Source organism: Engelhardtia mirabilis, assembly GCF_007748095.1.
Classification (GTDB): domain Bacteria; phylum Planctomycetota; class UBA1135; order UBA1135.
Map to the genome: position 1 here is coordinate 3454086 of NZ_CP036287.1, position 26096 is coordinate 3480181.

The 26096-nt window shown below is 68.5% G+C and carries 20 protein-coding genes, 1 tRNA gene, 1 pseudogene and 1 riboswitch; of the genes and pseudogenes, 19 read left to right on the forward strand and 3 right to left on the reverse strand.

Translation table 11 applies throughout. From position 1 onward, the window contains the following. Nucleotides 1–163 precede the first annotated feature (163 nt). The 17 genes and pseudogenes from recA to Pla133_RS12785 form a co-directional block, all read left to right on the forward strand. Nucleotides 164–1279 (forward strand): annotated as a pseudogene (gene recA / locus Pla133_RS12705) (recombinase RecA); the annotation flags it as partial. 680 nt (nucleotides 1280–1959) lie between these two features. Then, a complete protein-coding gene (gene alaS / locus Pla133_RS12710) occupies nucleotides 1960–4683 on the forward strand; it encodes an alanine--tRNA ligase (protein WP_145065779.1) in 2724 nt (907 codons plus the stop codon). Nucleotides 4684–4827: 144 nt separating this feature from the next. Beyond that, the gene (locus Pla133_RS12715; protein WP_145070891.1) at nucleotides 4828–5934 is read left to right on the forward strand and encodes an IS630 family transposase; all 1107 of its coding nucleotides are present in this window, start codon (nucleotides 4828–4830) and stop codon (nucleotides 5932–5934) included. Between the two features lie 458 nt (nucleotides 5935–6392). Continuing rightward, complete coding sequence (rpmF, locus tag Pla133_RS12720) at nucleotides 6393–6599, forward strand: 50S ribosomal protein L32 (protein WP_145065781.1); 207 nt, start codon at nucleotides 6393–6395, stop codon at nucleotides 6597–6599. Between the two features lie 134 nt (nucleotides 6600–6733). Continuing rightward, a complete protein-coding gene (gene plsX / locus Pla133_RS12725) occupies nucleotides 6734–7744 on the forward strand; it encodes a phosphate acyltransferase PlsX (protein WP_419191477.1) in 1011 nt (336 codons plus the stop codon). A 258-nt stretch (nucleotides 7745–8002) separates the two neighbouring features. Beyond that, entirely contained in the window at nucleotides 8003–8992 is a 990-nt protein-coding gene (locus tag Pla133_RS12730) for a beta-ketoacyl-ACP synthase III (protein ID WP_145065785.1), read from the forward strand. A 230-nt stretch (nucleotides 8993–9222) separates the two neighbouring features. After that, nucleotides 9223–10143: an ACP S-malonyltransferase gene (locus tag Pla133_RS12735; RefSeq protein ID WP_419191478.1), complete on the forward strand. Its 921-nt coding sequence runs from the start codon at nucleotides 9223–9225 to the stop codon at nucleotides 10141–10143. 188 nt (nucleotides 10144–10331) lie between these two features. Next, nucleotides 10332–11099 (forward strand): 3-oxoacyl-[acyl-carrier-protein] reductase, encoded by a 768-nt coding sequence (gene fabG, locus Pla133_RS12740; RefSeq protein WP_145065789.1) that lies wholly within the window; start codon nucleotides 10332–10334, stop codon nucleotides 11097–11099. Nucleotides 11100–11415: 316 nt separating this feature from the next. Next, nucleotides 11416–11661, forward strand: coding sequence for an acyl carrier protein (gene acpP, locus Pla133_RS12745; RefSeq protein ID WP_419191479.1), 246 nt, complete (start codon nucleotides 11416–11418; stop codon nucleotides 11659–11661). A gap of 160 nt (nucleotides 11662–11821) precedes the next feature. Beyond that, on the forward strand, nucleotides 11822–13066 hold the full coding sequence (gene fabF / locus Pla133_RS12750) for a beta-ketoacyl-ACP synthase II (protein ID WP_145065791.1): 1245 nt from the start codon (nucleotides 11822–11824) through the stop codon (nucleotides 13064–13066). A gap of 526 nt (nucleotides 13067–13592) precedes the next feature. Next, nucleotides 13593–13952: a hypothetical protein gene (locus Pla133_RS12755; protein WP_145065793.1), complete on the forward strand. Its 360-nt coding sequence runs from the start codon at nucleotides 13593–13595 to the stop codon at nucleotides 13950–13952. A 130-nt stretch (nucleotides 13953–14082) separates the two neighbouring features. After that, complete coding sequence (locus tag Pla133_RS12760) at nucleotides 14083–15051, forward strand: alcohol dehydrogenase catalytic domain-containing protein (RefSeq protein ID WP_419191480.1); 969 nt, start codon at nucleotides 14083–14085, stop codon at nucleotides 15049–15051. After that, complete coding sequence (locus Pla133_RS12765) at nucleotides 15051–16457, forward strand: UTP--glucose-1-phosphate uridylyltransferase (RefSeq protein ID WP_145065795.1); 1407 nt, start codon at nucleotides 15051–15053, stop codon at nucleotides 16455–16457. Before Pla133_RS12760 ends, Pla133_RS12765 begins: the two co-directional genes overlap by 1 nt. A gap of 2 nt (nucleotides 16458–16459) precedes the next feature. After that, nucleotides 16460–17494: a D-alanine--D-alanine ligase gene (locus tag Pla133_RS12770; RefSeq protein ID WP_145065797.1), complete on the forward strand. Its 1035-nt coding sequence runs from the start codon at nucleotides 16460–16462 to the stop codon at nucleotides 17492–17494. A gap of 42 nt (nucleotides 17495–17536) precedes the next feature. Continuing rightward, nucleotides 17537–17622, forward strand: a tRNA-Leu gene (locus Pla133_RS12775). Between the two features lie 14 nt (nucleotides 17623–17636). Further along, nucleotides 17637–18218 carry a hypothetical protein gene (locus Pla133_RS12780; RefSeq protein ID WP_145065799.1) on the forward strand — a complete coding sequence of 194 codons (582 nt, stop codon included), beginning with the start codon at nucleotides 17637–17639 and terminating at the stop codon, nucleotides 18216–18218. Further along, complete coding sequence (locus Pla133_RS12785; protein ID WP_419191481.1) at nucleotides 18215–18487, forward strand: NifU family protein; 273 nt, start codon at nucleotides 18215–18217, stop codon at nucleotides 18485–18487. Before Pla133_RS12780 ends, Pla133_RS12785 begins: the two co-directional genes overlap by 4 nt. Before the next feature lie 77 nt (nucleotides 18488–18564). On the opposite strand, the gene Pla133_RS12790 is transcribed toward Pla133_RS12785, so the two are convergent. Next, a complete protein-coding gene (locus Pla133_RS12790) occupies nucleotides 18565–19881 on the reverse strand; it encodes a hypothetical protein (RefSeq protein ID WP_145065803.1) in 1317 nt (438 codons plus the stop codon). Between the two features lie 139 nt (nucleotides 19882–20020). Continuing rightward, a riboswitch (cobalamin riboswitch) is annotated at nucleotides 20021–20264 on the reverse strand. 188 nt (nucleotides 20265–20452) lie between these two features. Between Pla133_RS12790 and Pla133_RS12795 the strand changes: the two genes are divergently transcribed. Continuing rightward, nucleotides 20453–22654, forward strand: coding sequence for a UshA-like (seleno)protein (locus Pla133_RS12795; protein WP_145065805.1), 2202 nt, complete (start codon nucleotides 20453–20455; stop codon nucleotides 22652–22654). Between the two features lie 13 nt (nucleotides 22655–22667). Here the strand turns inward: Pla133_RS12795 and Pla133_RS12800 are convergent, their stop codons facing one another. Then, complete coding sequence (locus Pla133_RS12800; protein ID WP_145065807.1) at nucleotides 22668–23342, reverse strand: CvpA family protein; 675 nt, start codon at nucleotides 23340–23342, stop codon at nucleotides 22668–22670. Between the two features lie 88 nt (nucleotides 23343–23430). Between Pla133_RS12800 and Pla133_RS12805 the strand changes: the two genes are divergently transcribed. Continuing rightward, nucleotides 23431–25242 carry a hypothetical protein gene (locus Pla133_RS12805; RefSeq protein WP_145065809.1) on the forward strand — a complete coding sequence of 604 codons (1812 nt, stop codon included), beginning with the start codon at nucleotides 23431–23433 and terminating at the stop codon, nucleotides 25240–25242. A gap of 13 nt (nucleotides 25243–25255) precedes the next feature. Here the strand turns inward: Pla133_RS12805 and Pla133_RS12810 are convergent, their stop codons facing one another. Beyond that, nucleotides 25256–25849 carry a GyrI-like domain-containing protein gene (locus Pla133_RS12810; RefSeq protein WP_145065810.1) on the reverse strand — a complete coding sequence of 198 codons (594 nt, stop codon included), beginning with the start codon at nucleotides 25847–25849 and terminating at the stop codon, nucleotides 25256–25258. Between the last annotated feature and the right edge of the window lie 247 nt (nucleotides 25850–26096).

Here is a 26096-nt window from a genome sequence, read left to right on the forward strand (position 1 = left end):
CGTCCACCTCTTGGCACCCCTTTCCGGGCGGTTCGGATTTTGTTCGGCTCGGCCTTGGATCCGGCCCCCGCAGGGTCCTATCCTCCCTCCAGGCAGTCGTGAGGCGCACCGAAGTCCGGTCAAAGCGCTCCCACCGCCCAACCACTAGCCGAGAGATTCGCAGATGACCACTCGCTCGAAGGCCGACGCGGCCGCAGCCAAGCAGCAAGACAAGCAGTTGGAGCAGCGCAACAAGGCGCTGGAAGCGGCCATGGCCGACATCTCCAAGGCCTATGGGACCGGCGCAATCATGCGCATGGGGGCAGGCACTCAGATCAAGGCGATCGAGGGCATCTCCTCCGGGTCCCTGGCCCTCGACATCGGTCTCGGCGGCAAGGGCTTCCCCAAGGGACGGATCGTCGAGGTCTTCGGCCCCGAGAGCTCGGGCAAGACGACCTTGAGTCTGCATGTGATCGCCAACTCTCAGAAGTCGGGCGGGATCTGCGCCTTCGTCGACGCGGAGCACGCCATGGACCCGGCGTACGCGCGCCGTCTCGGGGTCAAGCTCGATGACCTGTTGGTCAGTCAGCCCGACACCGGTGAGCAGGCCCTCGAGATCGTCGAGACCCTGGTGCGGTCCAATGCGGTCGACGTCATCGTGATCGACTCCGTGGCTGCCCTGGTGCCGCGGGCGGAGATCGAGGGCGAGATGGGAGATGCCTTCGTCGGCCTCCACGCGCGCCTCATGAGCCAGGCGCTGCGGAAGCTGACCGCCGCCATCTCCCGCTCGGACTGCCTGGTGATCTTCATCAACCAGATCCGCGAGAAGATCGGGGTGATGTTCGGGAGCCCCGAGACCACCACCGGCGGTCGCGCACTCAAGTTCTACTCGTCGGTCCGCTGTGACATCCGGCGCATCGGCCAGATCAAGGAAGGCGAGACCGTCGTCGGCAACCGCACGAAGGTGACCGTGGTCAAGAACAAGGTCGCGCCGCCCTTCCGCAAGGTCGAGTTCGAGATCCTCTACAACCGTGGCATCAGCCTCGAGGGCGAACTGCTCGAGCTGGGCATGAACGAGGGAATGATCGTCAAGTCCGGCACCTGGTTCTCCTACAAGCACCCGACCCAAGGCGAGATCCGCCTGGGCCAGGGTCGGGAGAAGGCGCGCCAGTTCATGATCGACAACCCGGACCTGCGCGACGAGTTGGACCAGTTCCTGCGCGAGAAGCTGATCACCAAGCCCCTCGAGGAGCAGCAAGAGCGGGACTCGATGGAGAGCGATGCACGTCTCGCCGCGGAAGGGCGAGCCGCTGAGCGCAGCGCATCTGCGAACGCCGCAGCAAGCAGCGCCGCAGCAAGCAGCGCCGAGTCGGCTGACGGTGAGTCGGCTGACGGTGAGTCGGCTGACGGTGAGTCGGCTGACGGTGAGTCGGCCGAGGACTCCGACGAGTCTGCGCCGACGACGGCTTCTGGCCGCAACGGCCGCGCAGCGGCTGCCGCCAAGGCCTGACGGACCTTCGGGGTTGTCGGACCGCCGGGGTCCTTGCCAGCACGGCAACGGCGCCCGGCGGCAATCTCCCCCGGCGGCAATCTCGCCCGGCGGCAATCTCGCCCGGCGGTCTTCTCGCCGGGGGGCCGAAGCTCGGCAGTGCCGCTCCAGGCTGTGAAGTCTCCCTGCTCTGGGGTCAAGGAATCACGCTGCTTGGTGGAGCCTCGGCCGTCGAAGCCCTGGCCCTTGCCCTCGAGTCTCGCGGTCCCCTTCCCGAGCCCCCTGAGCGGCCTCGAGAGCGCCCTTGGCGCACCGGGATAGCAGGGGGATCGGTCCGTGAACTGCCGGAGGCCGGCGGCCAGTCCTTTCGGCCGAGGAGTGGCCCCCGCTAACCTGTTCCGCCCGTGCAGCTGGACCCACCCGCGGATCCGGCCATCTGGCGGGGCCTCCTTGGACAAGCCCGACTCTCATCCCGGAACCCGATTTCGACCATGTCCTCCGATCGCAGCGCGGCCGCAGTCCGACGCCAATTCCTCGAGTACTTCGAGGAGCGCGGCCACCGCGTCGTCCCCTCGAGCCCGGTCTTCCCCCAGGACGACCCGACCCTGCTGTTCACGAACGCGGGGATGAACCAGTTCAAGGACGTCTTCTTGGGGACCGGTACCCGGGACTACACGCGGGCGGCGGATACCCAGAAGTGCATCCGCGTCTCGGGCAAGCACAACGACCTCGAGGAAGTGGGGGTGGACACCTACCACCACACCTTCTTCGAGATGCTCGGGAACTGGTCCTTCGGGGACTACTTCAAGCGCGACGCCATCGTCTGGGCCTGGGAGCTGTTGACCGAGAAGTGGGGTCTGCCGAAGGATCGCCTGTGGGTAACCGTCTTCGGCGGCGACGAGGCTGATGGACTGCCGGCCGACGAGGAAGCCGAGGAGCTCTGGAAGACCCTGACGGACATCGACCACAGCCATGTCCTGCGATTCGGCAAGGGCGACAACTTCTGGGAGATGGGTGACACGGGCCCCTGCGGGCCGTGCAGCGAGATCCACATCGATCGCGGTGAGCCAGGCTCCGACCCGATGGTTGGCGCCGACCCCGTGGCCGGAGTCAACGCCGGCAACGAGCGCTTCATCGAGCTGTGGAACCTCGTCTTCATGCAGTTCAACCGCATGGACGACGGCTCGCTGAAGCCCCTCCCGGCGAAGTCCGTGGACACGGGGATGGGCTTCGAGCGTGTGCTCTCGGTCTTGCAAGGCAAGCTCTCGAACTACGACACCGACCTGTTCACGCCGATCTTCGAACGGCTGACAGCCATTGTCGGGCACCGGTACGGCGGCTCGGCCGGAGAGAAGGACATCGCCTTCCGCGTCATCGCCGACCACGTGCGTGCGGTCAGTTGCGCCTTCGCCGATGGCGCACTGCCCAGCAATGTCGGCCGGGGCTACGTGCTGCGACGTTTGATCCGTCGCGCGGCCCGCTTTGGCCGCCAGGCATTGGGGATCGAACAGCCGTTCTTGACGGATCTGGTGCCCACGGTGTCCAAGGTGCTGGGCCAGGCCTTCCCCGAAGTCTCGGCGCGGATCGAGCATATCCAGCTACTGGTCCGGTCCGAGGAAGAGGCCTTCGGGGCGACCCTTGGTCGGGGGCTGGTCCGCTTCGAGGAGCTCGCAGGCAAGGTCGGGGCCAGCGGCAAGGGGTCCATCGCCGGCAAGGAGGCCTTCGAGCTCTACGCCACCTACGGATTCCCGCGCGACCTCGTCGATTTGATGGCACGCGAGCGCGGTCTCTCGGTTGACCAGGCTGAGTGGGATGCGGCCGAGAGCGCGCACCAGGATGCGAGCCGTTCCGAGGGCAAGTTCACCCAGCTCCTGAGCGCGGAGCAGCTCGATGGACTTCCTGCGACCGAAAGCACCTACCACCAATCCCGAGCTGGGTCTGGCCACCGATCCGGAGATGGGTCTGGCGATCGTCACGGCGGCGAATCGGTCGAGCTGAAGGCCAAGCTGCTACGCCTCGTCAACAGCGCCGGAGGAAGATCCATAGCCGTTCTCGACCGCAGCCCCTTCTACGCCGAGTCCGGGGGGCAAGTGGGGGACACGGGAGTCCTGCGGGCCGTCGACGGCTCCTTCGTGCTGACCGTCGAGGACACGCAGAAGCTCGGCTCAGTCGTCGCCCACGTCGGAACCCTGTCAGGCAGTGCCCAGCAGGGTGCCGCCGTGATCGCCTCCGTGGACCAGGAGCGTCGCGCGAGCATCCGCCGGAACCACACTGCGACGCACCTGCTGCACAAGGCCTTGCGCGAGGTGCTCGGCGACCATGTCACCCAGCAGGGCAGCTACGTCGGGCCTGAACGCCTTCGATTCGACCTCTCCCATCCTCGCGGGATCAGCCGAGATCAGCTCGACGAGATCGAAGCGAAGGTCAACGCCCAGGTGTTCGCCAATGCCACCGTCGCGACCACCGTCGAGGACCTGGAAGCGGCAAAGGATCGGGGCGTCGTGGCGCTGTTCGGCGAGAAGTACGACGACCGCGTACGGGTGGTCGACGTGGGTGGTTGGTCGACCGAACTTTGCGGGGGCACCCACGTCTCCGCTGGCGGCGACATCGGACCATTCGTGATCGTGGCCGAGCGGGCGATCCAGGCCGGCGTGCGGCGAGTCGAGGCGGTCACGGGTACGGCGGCCGTCGCACTGATCCAGGACCAGCGTCGAGTGCTCCAAGGTGCTTCCCAGGCCTTGAAGGTCGCGCCAGAGGAGCTCATCGACCGGATCTCCGCCTTGCAGGCCCAGCTCAAGGAGGCCAAGAAGGCCAAGTCCGCGGCGGACAAGGCCGATGTGGGCGCCCTCTTCGATCAAGTTCGGGCCGGCCTGACAGAACGCTCCGGAGTGCTCAGCGGCGCGGTATCCATCCCCGACCTCGGGCGCGATGCCCTGCGCGACCTGGGCAGCCGCCTCAAGGGCTCCGCCGCCGACCTGGCTGCGGCCGTCTTCGGTCGCGAGGGCGACTCGGTGCCTTTCCTGATCCTCTGCGAGGGCAAGGCCCTGGAGGCCGGGCTTGCGGCGGGTGAGTTGGCCAAGGCCGCCAAGGTCCACATTGGTGGCGGCGGTGGTGGGAGGGCCAACTCGGCCCAGGGCCAGGGCGACGATCCGGCCGGTGTCTCGGCGGCCGTCGACGCAGTGCTCGCGTCGATCCGCGCGAGCCTGGGCGACTGACGCGACCGGCTCGATCCATCCGCGCGGGACCGGCGCCCCCCCTGGGACCGACCTAGTGGGGCGAGTCAAAGATTCGACTAATAAGTTGCAAGTTTCGGGCAAGTCGGGCTCGGCCGCGCCGATGGTTGCATCATGACGACCAAGATGGGACGGCCGAAGGCGAAGCTCGTGTTGTCCGAGCAGGAGCGCGCGGAGTTGAATCGGCTGGTTCGGCGTCGCTCGACGCCTGCGGCAGTGGCGGTGCGGGCGCGCGCCATCCTTCGCTGTGCGAAGGGGCTGGACAATACCGATGTCGCCGACGAGTTGGGGCTGCACTTTCAGACCGTTGGTCGCTGGCGTCGCCGATTCGTGAAGGAGCGTCTGGACGCGCTGTACGACGAGCCTCGGATTGGACGGCCGAGGAGCGTCTCAGATGACGATGTCGCCCGCGTCGTGGACATGACGCTCCACCGTAAGCCGAAAACCGGGACCCACTGGAGCTCCCGCCAAGTCGCGAACGAGCTCGGATTGTCTCAGAGCGCTGTGGCGCGGATCTGGAAGGCCTTCAGCCTTCGTCCAGACCGCAGCGAGTCCTTCTCCTTGTCCCGCGACCCTCAGTTCGTCGAGAAGGTCCGGGACATCGTGGGCCTGTACATGAGCCCTCCGGACAATGCGCTCGTGCTCTGCGTCGACGAGAAGTCCCAGATGCAGGCACTGGATCGCACTCAGCCCCTGCTGCCGATGACGCCGACGCACCCGGAGCGACGCTCGAATACCTACGTGCGCCACGGGACGACGTCGCTGTTCGCAGCGCTCGACATCGCCACGGGGCGAGTCATCGGCAAGTGCTTCCGTCGACACAGGTCGAAGGAGTTCCTGAAGTTCCTGGGCGAGATCGAGCAGTCCGTGCCCAAGGAGCTGGACGTCCACCTCGTGATGGACAACTACGCCACGCACAAGACGCCAGCCGTGAAGCGGTGGCTGCTACGCCGACCCCGATTTCACGTGCACTTCACGCCGACGACGTCGTCCTGGCTCAACCTCGTCGAGAGCTGGTTCTCGATCGTCTCCCGGCGAGTGACTGAGCGCGGCGTCCATCGAAGTACGGCTGCGCTCGAGAAGGACGTGAGGGCGTTCATCGATGCCCACAACGACGAGCCGAAGCCGTACGTCTGGACCAAGACCGCAGACCAGATCCTCGCCAGCCTCCGCCGCTACTGCGACACAGCGAGCGCCATTCGTTCCAGGCAAACAAATGAGTCGAAGCTTTGACTCACCCCACTAGTGTCCTGGATCAGAAATTCGGCGTCACTGCCCGGAGGTCCGATCGATGCTGGCTAGGCGCGCCGACGACGCGTATCCGCTGCGATACTCGGAGGAGGCGCAACGACGCCAGCGGCGATCGGAGCCCGGGAAGTGGCGCCGAATTTCTGATCCAGGACACTAGGGTGGGCGCTGCTGGTCCCGATCGGGCGCCGCGGACCCCGCACCGTCGGCCCAGGTCGATTGACGGGGGCCCCCCCCCTGCGTAATCTGCGCGCTTCGCCGCAGCGGGAGAAGGTCTTCCAGAGCCCTCCGGGACCTTCGGACGCTCGCGACGACGCTACAAACCGGCCAAGCTCGGGCGCCCCGTAGGGTCGCGCACTGGGCTCTGGCGTCCCACACGCCCCTCGCCCCACCTGTCCGTCGTCCCACCTGCTGCGGACCCTCCGCGGCCCACAGGATCCGTCATGGCACACCCCAAACGTCGTCAGTCCACCCACCGCCAGGGCATCCGGCGATCGCACCTTGGCCTGGCCGAGATGCAACTGAACAGTTGCGCCCACTGCGGGGCCCCGATCCGTCCGCACCACGTGTGTGACAACTGCGGCTGGTACGGCTTTGCCAAGGGCGCCGACAAGCAGGGTCGTGACGTCCTCGAAAAAGAGGACTTCTAGATCGATCGCGGTCTGAGCCGATGTGCGGTCGTCAAGGTCGACCGGCACGGAGACAGATCTCACCGTCCTCGTCCCACTCCGAGAGTGTGGCGGCCCTGGCCCCCCCCTCGACGCGCTGTAACTTGGCCGCGAACATGACCGACGCACGCATCGCACTTGACGCGATGGGCGGCGACGAGGCCCCCGAGGTGATCCTCCGCGGGGCTGTTCGCGCTTGCTCGTCACACGTGGCGGCCCCCCTCGCGCCCGAGCGCATCCTGCTGGTCGGTGACCGGGCCAGGATCGAGTCCGGCCTGAACGAGATGGGCGGCAACCCAGGCTTCTCGATTCGGCACGCCTCCGAGGTCATCGAGATGGGGGACTCGCCAGCCACCGCGCTGCGCTCGAAGCCCGATTCTTCGATCGGAGGCTGCGTCGCTGCGGTTCGCAGCGGGGAGGCCGCCTCCGTGGTCAGCATGGGCAACACCGGGGCCGTCGTGGGAGCTTCCACGATAGGTCTGGGGACCCTCGAGGGAGTCAGGCGTCCAGCCATCGCGGTGACGATCGAGTTGACTGGTCGGCCGTTGACCCTGCTCGACATGGGGGCCAACGTCGCTCCCAAGCCGGAGCACCTGCTGCAGTTCGGTCTGATGGGGGCGACCTACGCCCAACACGGACTCGGGGTCGGTTCGCCGCGAGTAGGCCTGCTCAACATCGGTGAGGAATCGGGCAAGGGCACCGACCTGCTGAAGGAGGCGTACGGACTCCTCGCGAGCTCAGGCCTCGAGTTCGTCGGCAACGTCGAGCCGGGCGAGCTGTTCATCGATCGGGCGGACGTGCTCGTCACCGATGGATTCACCGGCAACATCGTGCTCAAGCTGATGGAGGGCTTTGCCGGCTTCCTCTTCGGCTTGATGAGGCGAGAGCTGAGCGAGCACCATGCGGCCTGGGGCGGCGAGGCTCTCGGTCGGCTGAAGCGGCAGATCGACTACTCCGAGTACGGCGGCGCCCTGCTGCTGGGTGTACGCGGGGTGGTGGTGATCGGCCACGGCCGGTCGGACGAGTCCGCGGTCGCCAACGCCCTCGCCGTAGCTGCCCGGACGGTCGATGCTGGGGTCAATGCCCTGATCGTCAAGGGCATCGCTGGCGACCCCGCGGCGATCTGAGGGTCGTGCGCCGGGCCCTGCGAGTCAGGTGCGGAGCGACGGCCGGGCCCGAGCCCGCGGACGTCCCGTCGGCAGGGTGTCGACCCACAACCAGGTGCTAGGCGCATCGGGCCTCACCAGGGTCACGGACTCCATCGAGCCATCGGAGCGGACGCGGATCGAGGATCGTCCCGTTGACGGCTCTCGCCCATGGGTTCAGAGGGGCCGAGCCAGTAGGATCTGGCCTCGCCCGCGAGAGCGGTCACCGGAGACATGTCCATGGCAGGAATTCGCCCCGTAGGGTTCGCAGGAACCGGCTCGTACCTCCCCGACCGCGTCGTTCCCAACTCGTGGTTCGAGGGATTCCTCGATACCTCCGATGAGTGGATCGTCCAGCGCACGGGCATTCGCGAAAGGCGCTTCGCATCCGAAGGCGAGACCACGTCGACGATGTGCATCGAGGCTGGCAAGCGCGCCTGCGAGGCTGCTTCCATCGACCCCAAGGACCTGGACCTGGTCGTGGTGGGGACCCTGACCGGGGACTACCAGATGCCGTCGACGGCCTGCATGGTCCAGGACGCCCTGGGGTGCAAGAACGCGGCGGCATTCGACGTATCCGCCGCCTGCACCGGCTTCCTCAACGCGACCCACGTCGCCGAGGCGATGATCGCCACAGGCAAGGCTCAACGCGCCCTAGCGATCGGAGCTGAGACCCTTTCGCGCTTCCTGGACTACACCGACCGCGGAAGCTGCGTCCTGTTCGGCGATGGCGCAGGAGCCGCCGTGCTCACGCCGTTCGACCAGTGCAAGCGCGGCGAGATCATCAAGACCAAGCTCGGCGCCGACGGTGAGAAGTTCGACTTCATCATCATTCCAGGCACTGGCTCCAAGCAGCCGCCGAGCCCCGAGGGCCTGGCCAACGGCGATCATCTGATCCACCTCAAGGGTCGCGACGTCTTCCGCTTCGCCACGGTCAAGATGGCTGAGCTGATCGGCGAGATGCTGGAGGGCATCGAGGAGGAGGAGCTGGGCCTGATCGTTCCACACCAGGTCAACCGCCGGATCATCGATGCGGCCCTGGACCGTCTGGGGCGTACCGACGAGAAAGTCATCGTCAACATCCAGCACTACGCCAACACTTCCGCCGCGACGGTTCCAATCGCCCTGGATGAGGCCGTCCGCGCCGGCAGCATCGAATCGGGCAAGTACGTCGTCCTGGTCGCATTCGGTGCAGGGATGACCTGGGGCGCGAGCTTGCTGCGCTGGTAGAAGTCCGGGCGGCTGTTACGCCATGGGCGACCAGCGATCCGCTGCACCGGAAGGCGCCCATCCGGCCGCTGCACCGGTAGGCGCCCATCCGGCCGCTGCACCGGAAGACGTCCCGCCGTCGGCTGCGCTGGTAGGCGCGTCGCCGGCCGCTGGAGCATGACCGATTCCATCTGACTCGTCCGCCACCATCCACTGCCAGTAGCGCACTACTCCACCGTCCGCGCATGACCATGAATGAAGCGATCATCCTCCCCGGTCAGGGGGCGCAGTTTCCCGGAATGGGCCAGGACTGGTACGAGGCCTACCCCAAGGCGCGCGACTTGTTCGACCGGGCGGACGGGGTGCTTGGATTCGCCCTGACAGAAGCGTGCTTCCATGGCGGTGTGGACGTTCATCGTACCGACATCGCCCAGCCCGGGATCTTCACGACCAGCGCCGCGATCTTGACGGTCCTCTCCGACAACGGGCTGGAACTCGGTTCGGCTTCGATGACGGCAGGCTTGAGCCTGGGCGAGTACACAGCCCTCTGGGTCGCCGGATCGCTGTCCTTCGAAGATGCCTTGCGCCTCGTGCGGCTCCGTGGAGAGGCCATGCAGGCTGCGAGTGAAGCCACGCCCTCGTCGATGACGAGCCTGATCGGCGCGGACTTGGCCGTCGCCGAGAAGCTCGCGGCCATGGGAGCCGAGGCGGGAATCTGCTCGGTGGCCAACTTGAACTGTCCGGGCCAGGTCGTGGTCTCCGGGGAGCTCGCCGCGCTCGACATCGTCGAGTCCCATGCCTCCGACCACGGCGTCCGACGCGCGATGCGGCTGAACGTGGCCGGCGGCTTTCACTCGGAGTGCATGCGCCCCGCAGCAGACCGCCTGGCGGCGGCCCTCGCCGAGGTGACGGTCCAGGCTCCGCGGATCCCCTTCGTCACGAACGTCACCGGAGCCCCCGTGAGTGACCCGGGGCAGATCGTGAGCCACCTGGCCAACCAGGTCTGCTCGCCGGTGCTGTGGGAACAGAGCATGCGCTGGGCCCTCGGGCAGGGGCACACCCAGTTCCTCGAGCCCGGACCCGGTCAGGTCTTGGCCGGCCTCATGAAGAAGATCGACCGGGGCGCGACCGTGCGGTCTGCTGCCCACCCCGAGGACGCCGAGACGGCCTGAGGGCCCTTCGGGAGCTCCCTCTGGCAGCCTGCTCGAGGGGACACCTTTCCGCTTCGGAAGGCCGAGGACCTCCGGCCGACCCCATCCGGACCGGGTTTGAAGGGCTTCTGAGACCGACCTATCATCGCCCCCCGTAAGCTCCCTGACCGATCGACCAGGGGCCCGACGCCCCCTTCCCCACCCTGCAAGTGACCGACACCGAAGACAAGCAAGCACGTCCCCTCGCTGGCAAGGTCGCGATCGTGACCGGCGCATCGCGCGGTATCGGGCGAGCGATCGCCCTCGACCTGGCCCGAGCCGGCGCCTCGGTAGCTTGCATCGCCACCTCGGCGGAGCGCTGCGAGGAGACCGTGGGCCTGTGTAGCGAGTTCGGCGTGGAGGCCACCGCGCACGGCGTCGACGTTGCCGACCACGCGGCCGTCACGGCACTGGTGGGGGAGATCGTCAAGGCCCGCGGCGGCCTGGACATTCTGGTCAACAACGCCGGCGTGACCCGTGATCAGTTGCTCCTGCGGATGACCGAGGAGGACTTCGATCGGGTCATCGGTGTCAACCTCAAGGGGACGTGGAACTTCCTCAAGGCGGCAACCCGACCCCTGATGAAGGCCGGTGGGGGTCGCATCATCAACATCGCCAGCGTGGTCGGGATTACCGGCAACGCGGGCCAGGCCAACTACGCGGCGAGCAAGGCCGGGATCCTGGGCTTGACCCGTTCGGCCGCCAAGGAACTCGCCGGTCGCGGAGTTCGAGTCAATGCCGTGGCGCCCGGATTCGTGGCCACCGACATGACTGCCGCCATCGACGAACAGGCTGCGGCCAGCCTCAAGGACAGCATCCCCCTGGGCCGGGTCGGCGCTCCCGAGGAGATCGCGGCTGCCGTGGCCTTCCTGGCGGGCCCCGGTGGGGACTACATCACAGGACAGACCCTTGTCGTAGATGGGGGGCTGAGTCTCTAGAATCCCTCGCTGGGGTTCCAGAATCCCGACCGAAGCCTCTAGAGTCCTCCGCGAGCAGCGTCCTCAGCGGGACAGCGGGTCCCTCCCGACGCCCCCAAGACTCACTCCTTCCAGGATCGATCTATCCTGGCTCGAGACGACCCGATCGAACCAACCCTGAACGAACAGCGCACCGATCCTTCGGATCGGTGCTGGGGCGCCCGCCGGGCATGCCTCGACTATCCTTCCCCGGGCGCCACCGCGCCACACACCCCGACCCTCCGCCTAGCACTGCGCTGCGTGGGGCCCGGGCCAAGAGCCACCACAGGAGTCCAAGGTGACCAACAGCACGGAGTCGGTCGAAGACCGCGTCAAGAAGATCGTCTGCAACCAGATGGGGACCACCCCCGACAAGATCTCGCGCGAGACATCCTTCGTGAATGACCTCGGCGCGGACTCGCTCGACACGGTCGAGCTGGTCATGGAATTCGAGGACGAGTTCGAGATCTCGATCCCCGACGAAGACGCCGAGAAGATCCAGACCGTCGGCAACGCGATCGAGTACATCGGATCCAAGTCCTGAGCCCGCTGGGGAGCCCGCGCGCCAGCCGTCTGTCGACGGCGCGTTCGGGCTCCTCGACAACTCGAGCGAGGCTCGCTCGGCGTCCCTGAACGGGCCACCCAGGTGGCTCCGTCCGTTCCGCCGTGGGACTCGCTATCGATCCGATTTCGGAGAACGAAACATGCGCCGCGTAGTGATCACCGGCTTGGGCACCGTCAACGCCCTTGGACCGGACGTCGAGACCTCCTGGCGGCGAATGGTCGCGGGTGAGAACGGCATCCGCGAGATCGACTTCTTCGACACCACCGACATCCCGGTGCGGTTCTCGGGGCACGTCGACTACGACACCAGCGTCGATTTCGTCGGTCCCGACACCCGCAAGCTCGACCCCTTCACGATGTACGCCCTGCGCGCATCACGGGAGGCGGTCCGTGATGCAGGGCTCGACTTCGCGTCGGTCGATCCCGCGATCCGGGAGCGCTACGGGTGCATCATCGGCACCGGGATCGGTGGGATCACCGGCATCGAGGAGCAGCACCTGCAGCTCCTGGAGCGCGGACCCCGCCGAGTTAGCCCGCACTTCATCCCGAAGATCATGGCCAACGCGGTCAGTGGTCAGGTGGCCATCGAGCACGGGCTCATGGGAACCTGTTTCACGACCTCGTCAGCCTGTGCCAGCTCAGGTCACTCCATCGGGATGGCCCTGATGTCGATTCGGGCTGGGGAGTCCGATCTGGTCCTGACCGGCGGGGCGGAGTCGGCGACGACGCCGTTGTCGGTCTCGGGCTTCAACTCGGCCAGGGCCCTCTCGACCCGCAACGACGACCCGGCCTCGGCCTCGCGTCCCTTCGACAAGGAGCGCGACGGTTTCGTCATGGGCGATGGCGCTGGGATCTTGGTCTTCGAGGAACTCGAACATGCCCGCGCGCGCGGCGCCCGGATCTACGCCGAGGTCAAGGGCTATGGCTCCACTGACGACGCCTTCCACATCACGGCCCCGAAGGAAGACGGCTCCGGACCGGCCCGGGCGATTCGCCTGGCCATGAAGTCCGGAGGGGTCGATCCCGAGACGGTGGACTACGTCAATGCCCACGGCACGAGCACGGCGCTGAACGACGCGATGGAGACGAACGCCATCAAGGCGGCCTTCGGAGACCGTGCGCGGAAGTTGGCCATCTCGTCGACCAAGTCGATGATCGGACACCTCTTGGGCGCGTCGTCGGCCGTTGAGCTGGTGGCGACAACGCTCAGTATCCATCACGGAGTGGTGCACCCGACGCGCAACTACACGACGCCCGATCCGGTCTGCGACCTGGACTACGTGCCCGGCTCAGCGCGGGAGCTGAAGGTTCGCAATGCCCTCTCGAACTCCCTCGGGTTCGGCGGGCACAACGTCTCGATCTGCATCGGCCAGCTCGACAGCTGATCAGCCAGGGTCAGTCCGTACATGGGCGATGGGCTCGCCCGTCCAAAAGCACCTTCGCCCAGTGCTGGGCGCCCCACGCCAGAAGGTCGGGGCGCCCAGCGCACGTTCGGGCACCGGTCCTTCCGCTCGCGATCGACAGGGGCACAGCAGCTGTCCTCAGCGGGCGCGCCGGGCACCGGACCATCCGGGGCGGGCACGTGTCCTGGATCAGAACCTCGACGGCACCTCCCGGGGCTGGGCGCAGCGGCGGGCCGAGCGTCGTCGGCTCGCCTGGCCCACTTCGGTTACCAGGATCCGCGGCGAGCACCGCCGCCTTCCTGATCCAGTGCATTAAAAGCCGACCGCGAGGTCGCTTTACGTGGCGGTGTGGTGCTGTATGCTCGAACCGACGATCGCCGGGCAGCGCCCCGTGGCCTCCCCCCCCGGATGACGCCCGGCACCGCCTGCTCGCCGTACACCGGATCTGATCCGGACCATCCGGCTCGCCCCTCTGGCGCGCCAAAACCAATCAACGGAGATCAGCACGTTGCACAGGAAGTTCCAGGAGCTCCTCCACGAGTACAAGAAGGAAGTCTTCCAGGTCGAACACGACAAGAAGAGCATCGAGGAGGTCACCCACGAGTGCGTCGAGATCGCCGACGAAGTCCTGGCCCAGAAGTACAACTACCACTTCCACAAGCTGCCTGACGCCAACCGCGCCGAGATCATCAACATGATCAGCAACTACACACGGGAGGCGATCCTGCCCCCCGTCGTGCAGAACCTGGTTCGGCGACAGGTCGTGATTGAGCGCCGCGTGGACGCGCTCGTAGGCCTGATCGAGTCCATGCTGGACGCTCTGTCCACCGCGCCGTCAACCTCGTCACCGAGCTCTTCGGTCGATTGATCGGCAGCTCTCCCGCGGGCACCGCCGCTCGAGGCGGTCTCGCCGGGGACCCCGCTCGGCGCCCGCCGGTGATGCACCAGGCGGGCGCTTGCATAGGCGGAACGCCCACTCGAACCCCTGCACCTGCGCCATGAGCGACTCGACCATGCGTGCCCTGGTCCTGGGTGATGGAGCGCCGCGAGTCGATCGCCGCCCGCGCCCGGAAGCGGTCAGGGGTGAGACTCGGGTGCGGGTGCTCTTGGCCGGCGTGTGCGCCACGGACCTGGCCCTGGCCCAGGGCTACATGGGGTTCAAGGGAGTCCCGGGACACGAGTTCGTCGGCCTGGCCCTCGACGGTCCCCTGGAGGGCCGCCGTGTGGTGGGGGAGATCAACGCGGGTTGCGGGACCTGCGGCTGCTGCCGGGCCGGCGATCCTCGCCACTGTGAGTCCAGGTCGGTGCTCGGGATCCTCGGCCGCGACGGGGCCTTCGCCGAGGAGCTGCGGCTGCCCCACGGCAACCTCGTCGAAGTACCGGACGGGGTCGACGACGATGCCGCGACCTTCACCGAGCCCCTGGCAGCCGCCCTGGCGCTCTTGGATTGTCTGGGCGACGCTCGCCCCGAGCGGGCCTTGGTCGTGGGAGATGGGCGCTTGGGCTTGCTCTGCGCCTGGGCCCTCGCGGATGTCGGCATCAACGTCGACCTGCTCGGCAGGCACCCCGAGCGCGGAGCCTGGGCCGGTGAACGGGTGCGGCACATGAGCCGCCCCCTCGACGATCGGCCTCCACCGCGGCGCTATCCCCTGGTGGTCGAGGCCTGCGGACGGACCGACGCCGTCGCGCGCGCGCTAGCCTGGACGGCGCCGCGCGGGACCCTGGTGCTGAAGACCACGGGCGCGGAGCCGGTTCTCCTGGACCTGGCTCCCCTGGTCGTGGACGAGATCCGCCTGGTCGGGTCCCGCTGTGGACGGTTCGAGCCGGCCCTGGCGGCTCTGGCGCAGGGTCGCCTCGACCCCCGCGCCTTGATCGAGGGACGCTACCCCCTCGAACAGGCGCCCCTGGCCCTCGAGCACGCGGCACGCGGTGGGGTCCTCAAGATCCTGGTCGATATAACTCCCTGATGAACCTCGAGAACGAGTTGCGCGAGCGCGCCGAGGCCCACGGACAAGGGCACGTCTTCAGCCACTGGTCGGCTCTCGACCAAGCTGGTCGGGAGGGCCTCTTGGCCCAGCTCGCGGAGGTCGACTTCGAACTGCTGAAGCGGCTCACAGCAACCCTCGCCGAGCCCGGCTTCGACGCGAACGGGCGCAGTTTCGACCCACCCGAGCTGTTCCCCCTGGAGCGTGACGCCGACCAACAGGAGCGCGCCCTCGCGGCCCGCGCGACGGGCGCTGCCGAGCTCGCAGCGGGCCGTGTCGGCTTCCTGCTCGTGGCTGGAGGCCAAGCATCGCGTCTGGGCTACGACGGCCCCAAGGGCGCCTTCCCCCTCGGCCCGGTCACCGATCGGCCCCTGTTCGCATGGCACGCGGCGCGCCTCTTGGCCGCCGGTCGCCGGCATGGCTTCGCGCCGCGTTGGTACGTCATGACCTCGCAGGCCAACGATGCCGACACGCGCGCCTTCTTCGAGCGCCACGACCACTTCGGGTTCCCCCCGGAGGACGTGTTCTTCTTCAGCCAGGCGATGCTCCCGGCCCTGGACCTCGAAGGACGCATCCTGCTCTCCGGTCCCGGCCAGCTCTTCCTGGCGCCCAACGGCCACGGTGGCACCCTCGACGCGCTGGCGCGGTCGGGAGCCCTCGCCGACGCCACGCAGCGCGGCATCACCCAATTCTCGTACTTCCAGGTCGACAACCCCCTGGTGCGACCGGCGGACGAGCTGTTCCTCGGCCTGCACGTGGAGGCCGGCGCGCGCATGTCGAGCAAGGTCGTGTCCAAGAACGATCCGGGTGAGAAGGTCGGCGTCCTGGGGCGCATCGACGGCTCCCTCGGCTGCATCGAGTACTCGGACCTGCCGGGCGAGCTGCGCGATGCGCGGGACGAAGCGGGCCAGCTCCTGTTCCGTGCCGGCAACATCGCCGTCCACGCGATCGCGGTCGAGTTCGTCGACGAGTTGACGCGCCACGGTCTGGAGTTGCCCTGGCACGTGGCGCGCAAGCGCATGCAGGTGCTCGGCAACGACGGCGCGCCGACCGAGGTCGACGGCGCGAAATTCGAGACCTTCGTCTTCGATGCCCTGTCGAAGAGTCCGACCAGCGTGACGCTCGAAGTCGAGCGCGCACTCGAGTTCAGCCCGGTCAAGAACGCATCCGGGGGCGACTCGCCGGACACCAGCAGGCGCGACCTGTGCCGGCTCTTCGCCGACTGGGTCAGCGAGGTCGGTCACGAGCTCCCCGAGCGACAGATCGAAGGCAGCCCCGCCCTGGAAGTCTGCCCCCTGGTGGCCGAGGACCTGGCCGAGTTCCAGGCTGCCGGACCGCCCGAGCCCCTGGCTCGCGACGGCGGCCACGTCTACGCCGAGCGGAGCTGAGCATGGGCGTCGATCTCGCCCAGGCAACCGTCGCGGTCTTGATGGGGGGCACCTCCGGCGAGCGCGAGGTCTCACTCGACTCGGGGCGTTGCATCGTTCAGGCCCTGGGCGAGTTGGACGGCCGCGGTCCCGCTGAGGTGACGCCGGTACTCTGGACCGCCGACGGCAACTTCGACTTCGCCGGCGAGAAGCTGGACGTGGCCCAGGCCCTGGCGCGCATGGCGCGCTTCGACGCGGTCCATCTGGCCCTGCACGGCGGCATGGGGGAGGACGGCACGCTCCAGGGCGCTCTGGACCTGGTCGGCGTGGCCTACACAGGTTCCGGCGTGGCTGCATCGGCCCTCGCGATGGACAAGCCGCGATCCAAGATCGTGGCCGAGGCCGCCGGCGCGCCAGGCGCTCCCGGGCTGGTGGTGACCCGCCGGGACCTCACTGGCGGCCCGCGCGCGGTCCTGGACCGCCTGACGGCCCTGGTCGCCGGCGGCGCTTTCCTGAAGCCGAGCGACGGTGGCTCGTCCGTGGCCATGGAACGCCACCTGCCGGGTGGGGACCTGCTCTCGGCCCTGGAGCGCTGCTTGGAACAGGCTCCCGCGGTGCTGGTGGAGGCCGCCGTCCAGGGCCTGGAGGTCACCTGCGCCGTCCTCGAGCGGGGCGCCGGACCGCAGGCCCTGCCGGTGGTCGAGATCCGCCCAGCCGCCGGGCGCTTCTTCGACTACTCCCAGAAGTACGCCACGGACGGAGCCGACGAGCGCTGCCCGCCGGAGTTGCTCGACGACGCCGCTCAGTCGGAGATCCAGCGTCGGGCAGTGGCGGTGCACCGGGCGTTCGGGTGTCGGGGCCTGACGCGCGTGGACTTCATGGTCCGCGAGCCCGAGCGAGGCCGGGATTGCGGGCCCGTGTTCCTGGAGCTCAATACCCTGCCCGGCTTCACCCCGCGCTCCCTCGCCCCCTTGGCGGCCGCTGCTGCGGGGCTCAGCTACCGGGACCTGTGTCTCGAGCTGTTGGCCGATGCGCTGGACCGTCGAGTCGACAGTTGACCAACGACGGACGCGGAACGAGACTTCACCCCCGAGTTCGGGGCCAGGCTGGCGGAATGGTAGACGCGGCAGATTCAAAATCTGCTTTCCGTAAGGAAGTAGGGGTTCGACTCCCCTGCCTGGTACCACACTCCCCCGCGCGATGAGCGATTACCAAGGGGCCCCCGAAGAGGGCGACGGGCGATTCCTCGCCGAGCTCCTCGGTGGCATCTCGAAGCGCGCCCAGGCGCTCGAGGCCGAGCTGCGCCGACTGGCGACCCTCGACGGCGCCGAAGCGGCACGACACTCAGCGGCCCTGGAGTCGGAGCGCGCGCGCCTCGGCTGGGGCTTGGTGGTCGCTGCGGGCCTGCTCGGTGCGGATGGCGCACCGGCACGTCGAGAGGTCGAAGGTGCGGAGTGGTTGGCCGATCTGGTCGATCTCCCGTCGCACTCGGTCCCGCGCCAGTGGCCGCGCGTGCGTGCCGCGAGCGCCGACTGGAGCCTGGCCCACGCGCTAGTACGCTGGACCTGGGAAGCCGGCCTGCGGGGCGGCAGGAGCCCCCAGCTCGAGCGCCGCGGGCCCTTCTGCGACTGGATCGTGGACCAGGTCGACGGCGCGCCGCCGCCGCCCATGGTCGCCGCGCTCCTGCAGCAAATCCCCGGCGCCAGTGCCGCGCGCACCACCGACGGATGGCGCCTGACCCTGCCGTCCGAACGCTTCGAGGCCGCCGAGGTCACCTCGTGAAGTGGTCCTGGTGGCCCTTCGGTCGCCGCAGGGTAGCCACGGGCGATCCGGCACGGGTCGCCCAGGCCGAGGCCGTGCTCGCGGAGCTGCGTCCCCGCTTTCGCGCGGACGGCGGCGACGTGACTCTGCTCGGCGTCGATGGGGGACGGGTACGGGTGGAGCTGCGCGGTGCCTGCAGGTCGTGCGCCGCCAGCGTCCTGACCCTCAAGGGCGCCCTGGAGCCCCGCCTGCGCGAGCAGCTCGACTGGTTCGAGCGACTCGACAGCTGAACACGACTCGAATGAACACAGCCGCCGGACGGAAGTCGATTCCCTCGCCCGGCGGCCGCTTCAGGTGACCGAGTCCGTCAGAGCGAGCCCATCGTCGTCGCTCCCTCGGGGGCTCCGAAGGAGTCCAGCAGCAGGCCCTGGAAGGTCAACAGGCCTTGGAGGCCGCCTGGGTTGAAGAAGGTTGAGTGCGAGCTGCCGTCGGGCTGCACGCCCAGCTGGAACGGCAGGAACTGGATCGACCCCAGGTCGAGGCCGGTGAACAACGGCGGCAAGGTGCCGACCGCGAACTCGGGTCCAGTCAGCGCCGTCGGGCCCCACAGGAGCAGCATCGAACCGGCGGGGTCGAGCCCGGCGAAGTCCAGACTGAAGCTCCCGGGGCCGCTGGTGCCTGCGCCGGTCACGGTCAAGGTGGGGCGGGCCGGGCTGAGCGTGCGACGCTCGTCGAAGCTGAAGAAGTCGGTCCGGCCGTAGATCAGCCGACCTCCGGCGGAGGGCTGGTAGGGGGCGAACTGCGCCGCACCGGTGCCGGGGATGAACTGGGCAACGGTGATCCAATCCCCGAGCTGGCCCTCGACCAACACCGGCGAGGCGGCCGCCGAACCCGCCACCAGCCGCAGCCGGTTGGTGCCGGCGCTGAAGCTGGCCTCGGCCAGGTAGATCAGGTCCTGCGTGCGGTCGGCCACCATCGAGCTGGCGCCGTCAAAACCGCTGGCGTAGACGATCCCGTCCGCCTCGGACATGGGCGTCGCCGGCGCCGCGATCGACGCCGCGGGGTAGAGCAGCACGTCGGTGTAGACCGCGGGGTTCTGAGCCAGGTTGCTGTAGGTGGCGTAGAAGAGGTTGCCCGAGCTGTCGAAGGCGATCGGCCCCGAGGGCCCGGCCACGTGCAGGATGTCGACCTTGGCCCCGCTGAACGGATCCAGTCGGATCACGTCGTTGCCGGTGCCGAAGCCGCCCTGGGCAGCGCTGACGTAGAGCTCGCCGCTGGGCGCGAACTTGGCGTCGTAGTTGAAGACGACGTTGGCGATCAGAGCCACGCCGGAGCCGTCGAGCGCCACCCGGAACATGTCGCCGTTGGTGGTCTCGCCGACCACAGCGAAGCTCTCGTCGGGGGCGATGGCGAAAGCTCCACTGAAGAACGAGCTGCCCAGGTCGGCGATATTGAGCTGGAAGGTGCCGTCCGCTGCCCAGCGGTCAACGAAGCGACCGTCGTAGGTGAGCAGGTCACCGCTCGACAGCTCGCGGACAGATCCCGAGGGGTCGACCGAGAGTTGGGACCCGAAGCCGTTGGCGACGGTCTCCTGGGCCAGGGCGGTGGGGGCGAGGCAGGCCCCGAGGGCCAGGGCGATGGGGGCCAAATGCGCGGTGAGTGGGCGCAGAGAGGTCAGGAACATGGTGTCGGTGTTGATTCGATTTCCTCGTCGAACCACCGATCGCCCGCCCGATCCGGCCCCGTCGAGCACACGACCTCCCCCGGCGGGACCCGCCGCGGACTTGTGATGTTCGACCTGGCACCGGACCGTCGCACGCGGTCGGCAGCCGTTCGCACCGGGCAGGTCTCCTGACTTGCCGTCTCAGGCGTCGCCCCAGCCTTCCCAGGCCCCCGGGGGGGCCCAGTGACCGACGGTCGATCCGAAGACCGTCCGTCCGCCGGGCGCTCGGACCTCGGAAGACATCCGAGGAACAGCGCGTCGTGGAGGCGACACCTACGGCTCACAGTGGCGGGACCGCGCAGGACTCACACCTGCTTCCCTGCACCGGGGCGTTCGTATGAAGTGTCTTGTTTTCGCGAGGGTAGCCCAGATCTGGCCAGGCGCAACGGGCGTCCAGGAGGATCCCCCTCGGGCCCCGAAACTCTCCAGCCCTGCGGCCCCGGAACCGAAGTGCGGAGAAAGCCTGGGCGATAGGCTCCAACGATTGGGGCTCCGAGCGGGTATTGGTACACAGCCCCGAGCCCACCCCACCATGTCCTCAGACTCGTCCCTTCACCGCCTCCCCGTCGCAACGCCCAGCGGCCCAAGCCGCGCAGCCCGCGCCGGCGTCGCGCTGACCGCGCTCGCCGCCACCGGAGCACTGGTCCTGGGCAGTTGCGACCCGCGCCAAGCCGAGTCCTCCGACCTGCGCTTGCTCTACACGGCCACCCTCGACGGCTACATCGAGCCCTGTGGTTGCACCAAGGGCAAGACCGGCGGGATCGATCGCATCGCCGCGGCCGTACGAGCCAACCGCGCCGATCACCCCGGAACCCTGTTCATCGACGCCGGCGACCTGTTCTCCGATGCCCTGCGGGTCGACGACCTGAAGCGCGAGCAACTCCTGATCAAGGCCGACGAGATGCTCGGCATGTGGGCCGAGCTGGGTTGCGAGGCCATGGGCCTGGGTGACCTCGACCTCGCCCTCGGCGTCGAGGCGCTCCAGGACCTCTCGGCCCGCCACGGGGTCCCGATCCTGTGCGCGAACCTCTTCGACGCCGACGGCCAGCGCCCCTTCGAACAGTCCATCGTGCTCGAGCGGGGCGGCCTGAAGATCGGCGTGTTCTCGCTGCTCGGTCGTCGCATGCAGGAGGCCTACGCCAAGGACAACACGCCCGAGATCCTGCTGGTCCAGCGGCGGGCCGCGGAGCTGGGACTCGAGGTGGGGCCCTGGCACGAGGCAGCGGCGGAAGTGATCGCCGACCTCGCACCGCGCACCGATGTCCTGCTGTGCGCCTCGCACCTGGGCGTGAAGGTCAACCGACAGTTGGCCGAGGCCTTTCCCGAGCTGGACCTCGTCTTCGGCGGGCACACCGACAACGAGCCGAACCCGATGGAGATCATCGCGGGCACTCCCGTGACGAGTTCGGGCATCAAGGGCTCGCGGCTGAACCGCGTCGACTTCTGGTTCGACAGCGCCTACCGCAAGTCCGAGGGGCGCGGCGAGCTGGCCGACGTAAGTCGCTGGATCGACGCGCAGATCAGCTACGACGTCACCGCCAACGGCATCGTCATGGTCGAGGGTCGCCGCGCGAGCCTGGGCGAAGCCGAATGGCGCAACCGCGCCACCGGCGTGCACCAGGCCAACCGCGGCGCCCAGGAGTTGATCGAGGAGCTCGGCGAGATGCCGGGCGGCGGGCGCTTCGCCTTCACGACCGTCCCCTTGGCCATGTCGGCCCACCGCGACGAACGGGCGCTGCAGGTGATCTCGAACTACCACGATCGGCTCGACGACCACTGGCAGGCCGGCGCGCCGCCGAGCAACCATCCCACGCCGCGCTTCGTGGGGCCCGAGAGCTGCTACGGGTGCCACACCGAGCAGTACGAGTTCTGGAAGTCGACGCAGCACAGCCGCGCCTTCGCGACCCTGGCGGCCACCCGTCAGCACACCGATGTGGAGTGCATCGGTTGTCATACGGTGGGCTGGGAACAGGCGCGGGGCTTCGATCATCCGGCGGCCTCCGCGGGGTTCGAGAACGTCCAGTGCGCGGCCTGCCACGGCGCCGGTGGTCCACACGTGAAGGGCGGTCTGAGCTACTTCGATCGCCAGCGGCTGATCGACGAGCCGCCTTCAACCTGTGCCAAGTGCCACAACGACGAGCACGACCCGCGCTTCAAGTCGGACTTCGCTCAACGCTTGCCGCGAGTGACCTGCCCGCCCATGCCCCTGGCCGGTGGCGGCAGCGGGCCGCTGCTCGCGTCCTACCGCGAGGGCGCCGAGTTGGCGGAATCCCTGGACGCGCCCGATTGGGGCCTCAGCTCGCAGTTGTGGCTGATGGCCGGCGAGACCAGTCGCAGCTTGGACGCGGCGCGCACCTGGTCCGAGCAGGATCCGCGCAACCAGGTCATCAAGGCCAATCTGGCGGAGAAGTTGGTCGTCGCCGGCGAGTACGCGGAAAGCCTGGTGCTGGTCGACGAGATCCTGGATCGACAGCCCAGCAACGGCCGCGCATGGACCATGAAGGCCGCCGCGCTCCTCGGGCTCGGTGAGAACGAAGCGTCCCTCGAAGCCGGTCGAGAGGCCTACTCGATCATGCCCGACGACTGGACCAATGCGCGCCTGCTGGCCGAGGCGGCCGCAGCGCTGGGCGATCGCATGGGCGCTGTCGACCTGCTGCGCGCCCACCTCGAACGCAGGCCGATGGACGAGGAGTACCTCGGCGCGCTGCTGGCGAGCCTGCTCGGAACGGACTGACCTGCGCCAGTCGTCAGTTGCGCCCGCCGCCGGTGGGCGCGGCGGGTTGCGAAACGTCGCCTGAGCCGACGCCGCCTTCTGCTGCCCCGTCCCCCTGCAGTCGTCGTTCGATCGCGAGCGCCGTGCGGGCGTCGAAGAGCAACGAGGCCTTCTCGCCGAGCACGTCGACCAAACGCTCACTGCGCGTGCCCTCCAGGTGTTCGGCGGCCCAGATTCGCGGGGTGATCTGCAACAGGAAGGCGACGCCCACAGCGTGCAGCACGAGCGCGGTCAAGACCCCCGCCACGGCGCCCCCGAATCGATCCACGAGCCCCAGGTGCAGGGCCTCGAGCAGGCTCTTGCCCAAGCGGCCGACGAGCACGACCAGGATCAACCCACCCAGGAAGACCCCGAACCAGGCCAACGCACCCAGCAGCGTCGGATCCATGTCCCCCGCGCGGGGTGCGACCCACTCGGCCAGGCGCGGACCCAAGGTGCGCGCGGCGACGACGGCTCCGAGTACGCCCAACAGCCGCACGGCCTGCCACCACAGACCCCGCCAGATCCCCAGCAGCGCGAACAGTGCCACCAGGGCCAGGCCGACGCCGTCGACGCCGGAGCCAGCGACGGTGCTCCAGACCCCCGCGAAGTCGAAGCCGCCAGCGTCCGATCCGGAGGGAGCCTGTAGCAGCAGGGGGAGCGGGAGCATCGAGTTTCCTGGTGGGGGAGTCGGCCGGGGATTCCGGCGCGGGCCTGGATAGACTACGGGGCTGCGACCGGCGGCGAAAAGGCTGACGATGACCCACCATCCGATCGAACGAGGTGTGGAGCTCCTGCGTGAGCTCGTGGCCGACGACCCCCAGCTCGAGGCCGAGCTGCTGGCCAGTCGTGTCGAATTCTTCGGCCGCGAGCCGGCCGGGGACCCCGAGTCGCCCGAGCGGGTGCTGGCCGAGCGGCGCCACGCCGAGTGGTTCCTGTTCGAGCGCTCGACCCGGCGCGACGGGGAGCCGCCCTGGCAGGTCCTGCAGGAGCAATGGGAGGCCCGGGCCGATGGAGAACTGGCTTCCATCGCCAGCGCCCTGATGCACTCTCGCACGGGAGTCTTCGAAGTCGGCGACGTCGAACCCGGCGTCGGCCTCTGGCTGCACGACCTCTTGGGCCACGGAGTGTTCGCCGTCCACGAGGCCGAGGCCTCGGCCCAACTGCGGACCGGTGACGTCCTGGCCGGCCGCATCTTCCCCTGCGGCGACTCCCAGTTCCGTCTCTCGCCCGCGATGGCCTGCTTCCGCAATCAGCGCCTGCTGGAGGCCCTGCGATCCGACCTCGGATCCCTGCGAACAGGTCGCCGCGGCACCTTGCGTGTGGCCCAGCTCGAGATCGAGCGGATGTTCTTCGGCCGTTCGTCGACCCAGAGCCTGGAGCCGACGGAGGGCGTCGGCGACTACGACTCGGCCGAGGCGCCGTCGTCGGAGCGGCAGCTCACCGCGGAGTTGCTCGAAGTCCTGGTCGAGGGTGGCGTCGAGCGGGAGCGCGCCGAGGCCTGGGTCGAGTCCCTGCGCGGAGCCGCCAAGGCCGCGGGACCGGCAGCCGGAACCTCACTGCGCGGGGACCTCCTGGACCAGCTGGCCTTCGAGACCCAAGTCGATCTCGACCGGGCACGGGCGATCATCGGCGAGGCCTGGATCGCGTTCGCCGAGGCGGTGCCCGAGAGCGCCGAGGCGATGCCCGAGAGCGCCGAGGCGGTGCCCGAGAACGAGCAGCCAGACCAGGCGACCACCAACGAGGTCGAGACGAAGAGTCGCCCTCCGAAGTCAGGCGCCAGTGCAGCCGTGGCGCGAGCCCTCGAGAACTTCGATCGCGGCCGCGCCGCCGGCCAAGACCTGGATCAGCTCTTCGACGCCCTCGAAGGTGAGCTGGGCCTAGACGACGAAGACGAGCACGACCTGGAGAGTGCCCCGGACTTCCCCGGCGTGATCGCCGCGGTGATCGAGGAGTACCTGTGGGAGACCTCCCAAGAGTCGCCGGTCAGCGATCACGATCGACGCACGTTGGATGCCCTCGGCCGCTACGCGCGCGCACTCGGCGTGCTCGAGGATCTGGGGCCCGAGCACCTGACGTCCTTCGCGACCCTGTTCGCCACGGAGCGCGGACTCATCCCCGACGGCGCGGCCGCTAGGAAGCTGCTTTCAACCCTGGAGCGCTTCGCCCGCTGGGTCGAGGAGGCGCACCATTCGCCCCTGTGGACCAGCTTCGAGCGTCGCTACAAGGACCTGGTCGAGACGCTGCCGCGCACCGCCGATGCCAACCAAGCTCTGGGCTCCGGTGGTGTCGACGTGGGCTCGCCCGAGCGCCATCCGGTCGAGGAGGACCTGTCGCTCGAGTGCCTGGGGCTGCGCTCCGACAACGGCTGGCTACCACTCGAAGCTCCGAGCGCCGCCCTGAAGCGCATCCGCGTTGGCGATCAAGTAGCCGCGGACACGTCGGGGGACGCCGCGCGGGTGCTACGCGTCTACGCGCCGGCGACGGTGGCCGTGGATCCCGCCTCGGGACCGACCGTTTCGTCCGACGGCGCCGAGAACGGCGACGACGACGGCGAATTGGACTACTGAATCGCGGGCGAGGTCAGAGGGGACGCCAGGGCATCTGGAGTTCGGCCAGCAGCTCCTCGGGTCCGCGCACGGTTCCGGGATCGGTCAGGTAGATCTCGCGGATCGGGCCGGTCAACACCCAGGAGCGCGCGCCCATGTACTCGAACACGCCACCGTAGGCGTTCTCGAGGTCCCGGTAAGCGCCGCGCACGAAGCCGTAGACCACCGGCTCGCTGGGCAGGATGTCGTAGCCCAAGGGGCCCGCGACCTGGATCGGTCCGGTCACCGGCAGGCAGATCCGGGAGCGGCGGTCGATGGGGGCCACGCGCGCCGGATCGTCGTAGAAGAGGGCGAAGGGCGGCCCGCTCGGGGCGACTCCTTGGCTGTAGGCGTGCTTGGCCAGGGTCTCCAGGTAGCGCCGGGTTTCGGAGTAGTCGCCGAGCAACTCCAGGAACACGTAGGGCTGGTCGAGCCGTTCTTTCCAGTCCACCTCGACCGCGACGCCGACCGGCGCCGATCGCATGGCGTTGCTGGTCTGCATGTTCAGGGTGCTGCTGGTTCCGAGGAGCGAGCAGCCGCCGAGCAGGGCAGCGCAGATCAGGGCCGAGATCGAGGTCCGGAGCTTCATGATCCCCAATCCATCGACAAGGAAGCGCGGGGGCCCAAGGTGAGCGAAGCTGCTGGAGTCGCTCCTGGGACCTGAATCGTCGGTGTGCCGCCGGGGCGTGCACGATCGAGAAACGGATCGCGCCGAGGGGGCCGGCGTCCGGAGAGAGCCTCCCCGGCGGACTCAGCTCTGATCGAGGCCGGGGGGCGGAGGAGCCAGCGATCGGGCCTGCCGGCCCTTCAGGGCCAGATAGTGCGTCCGATAATGT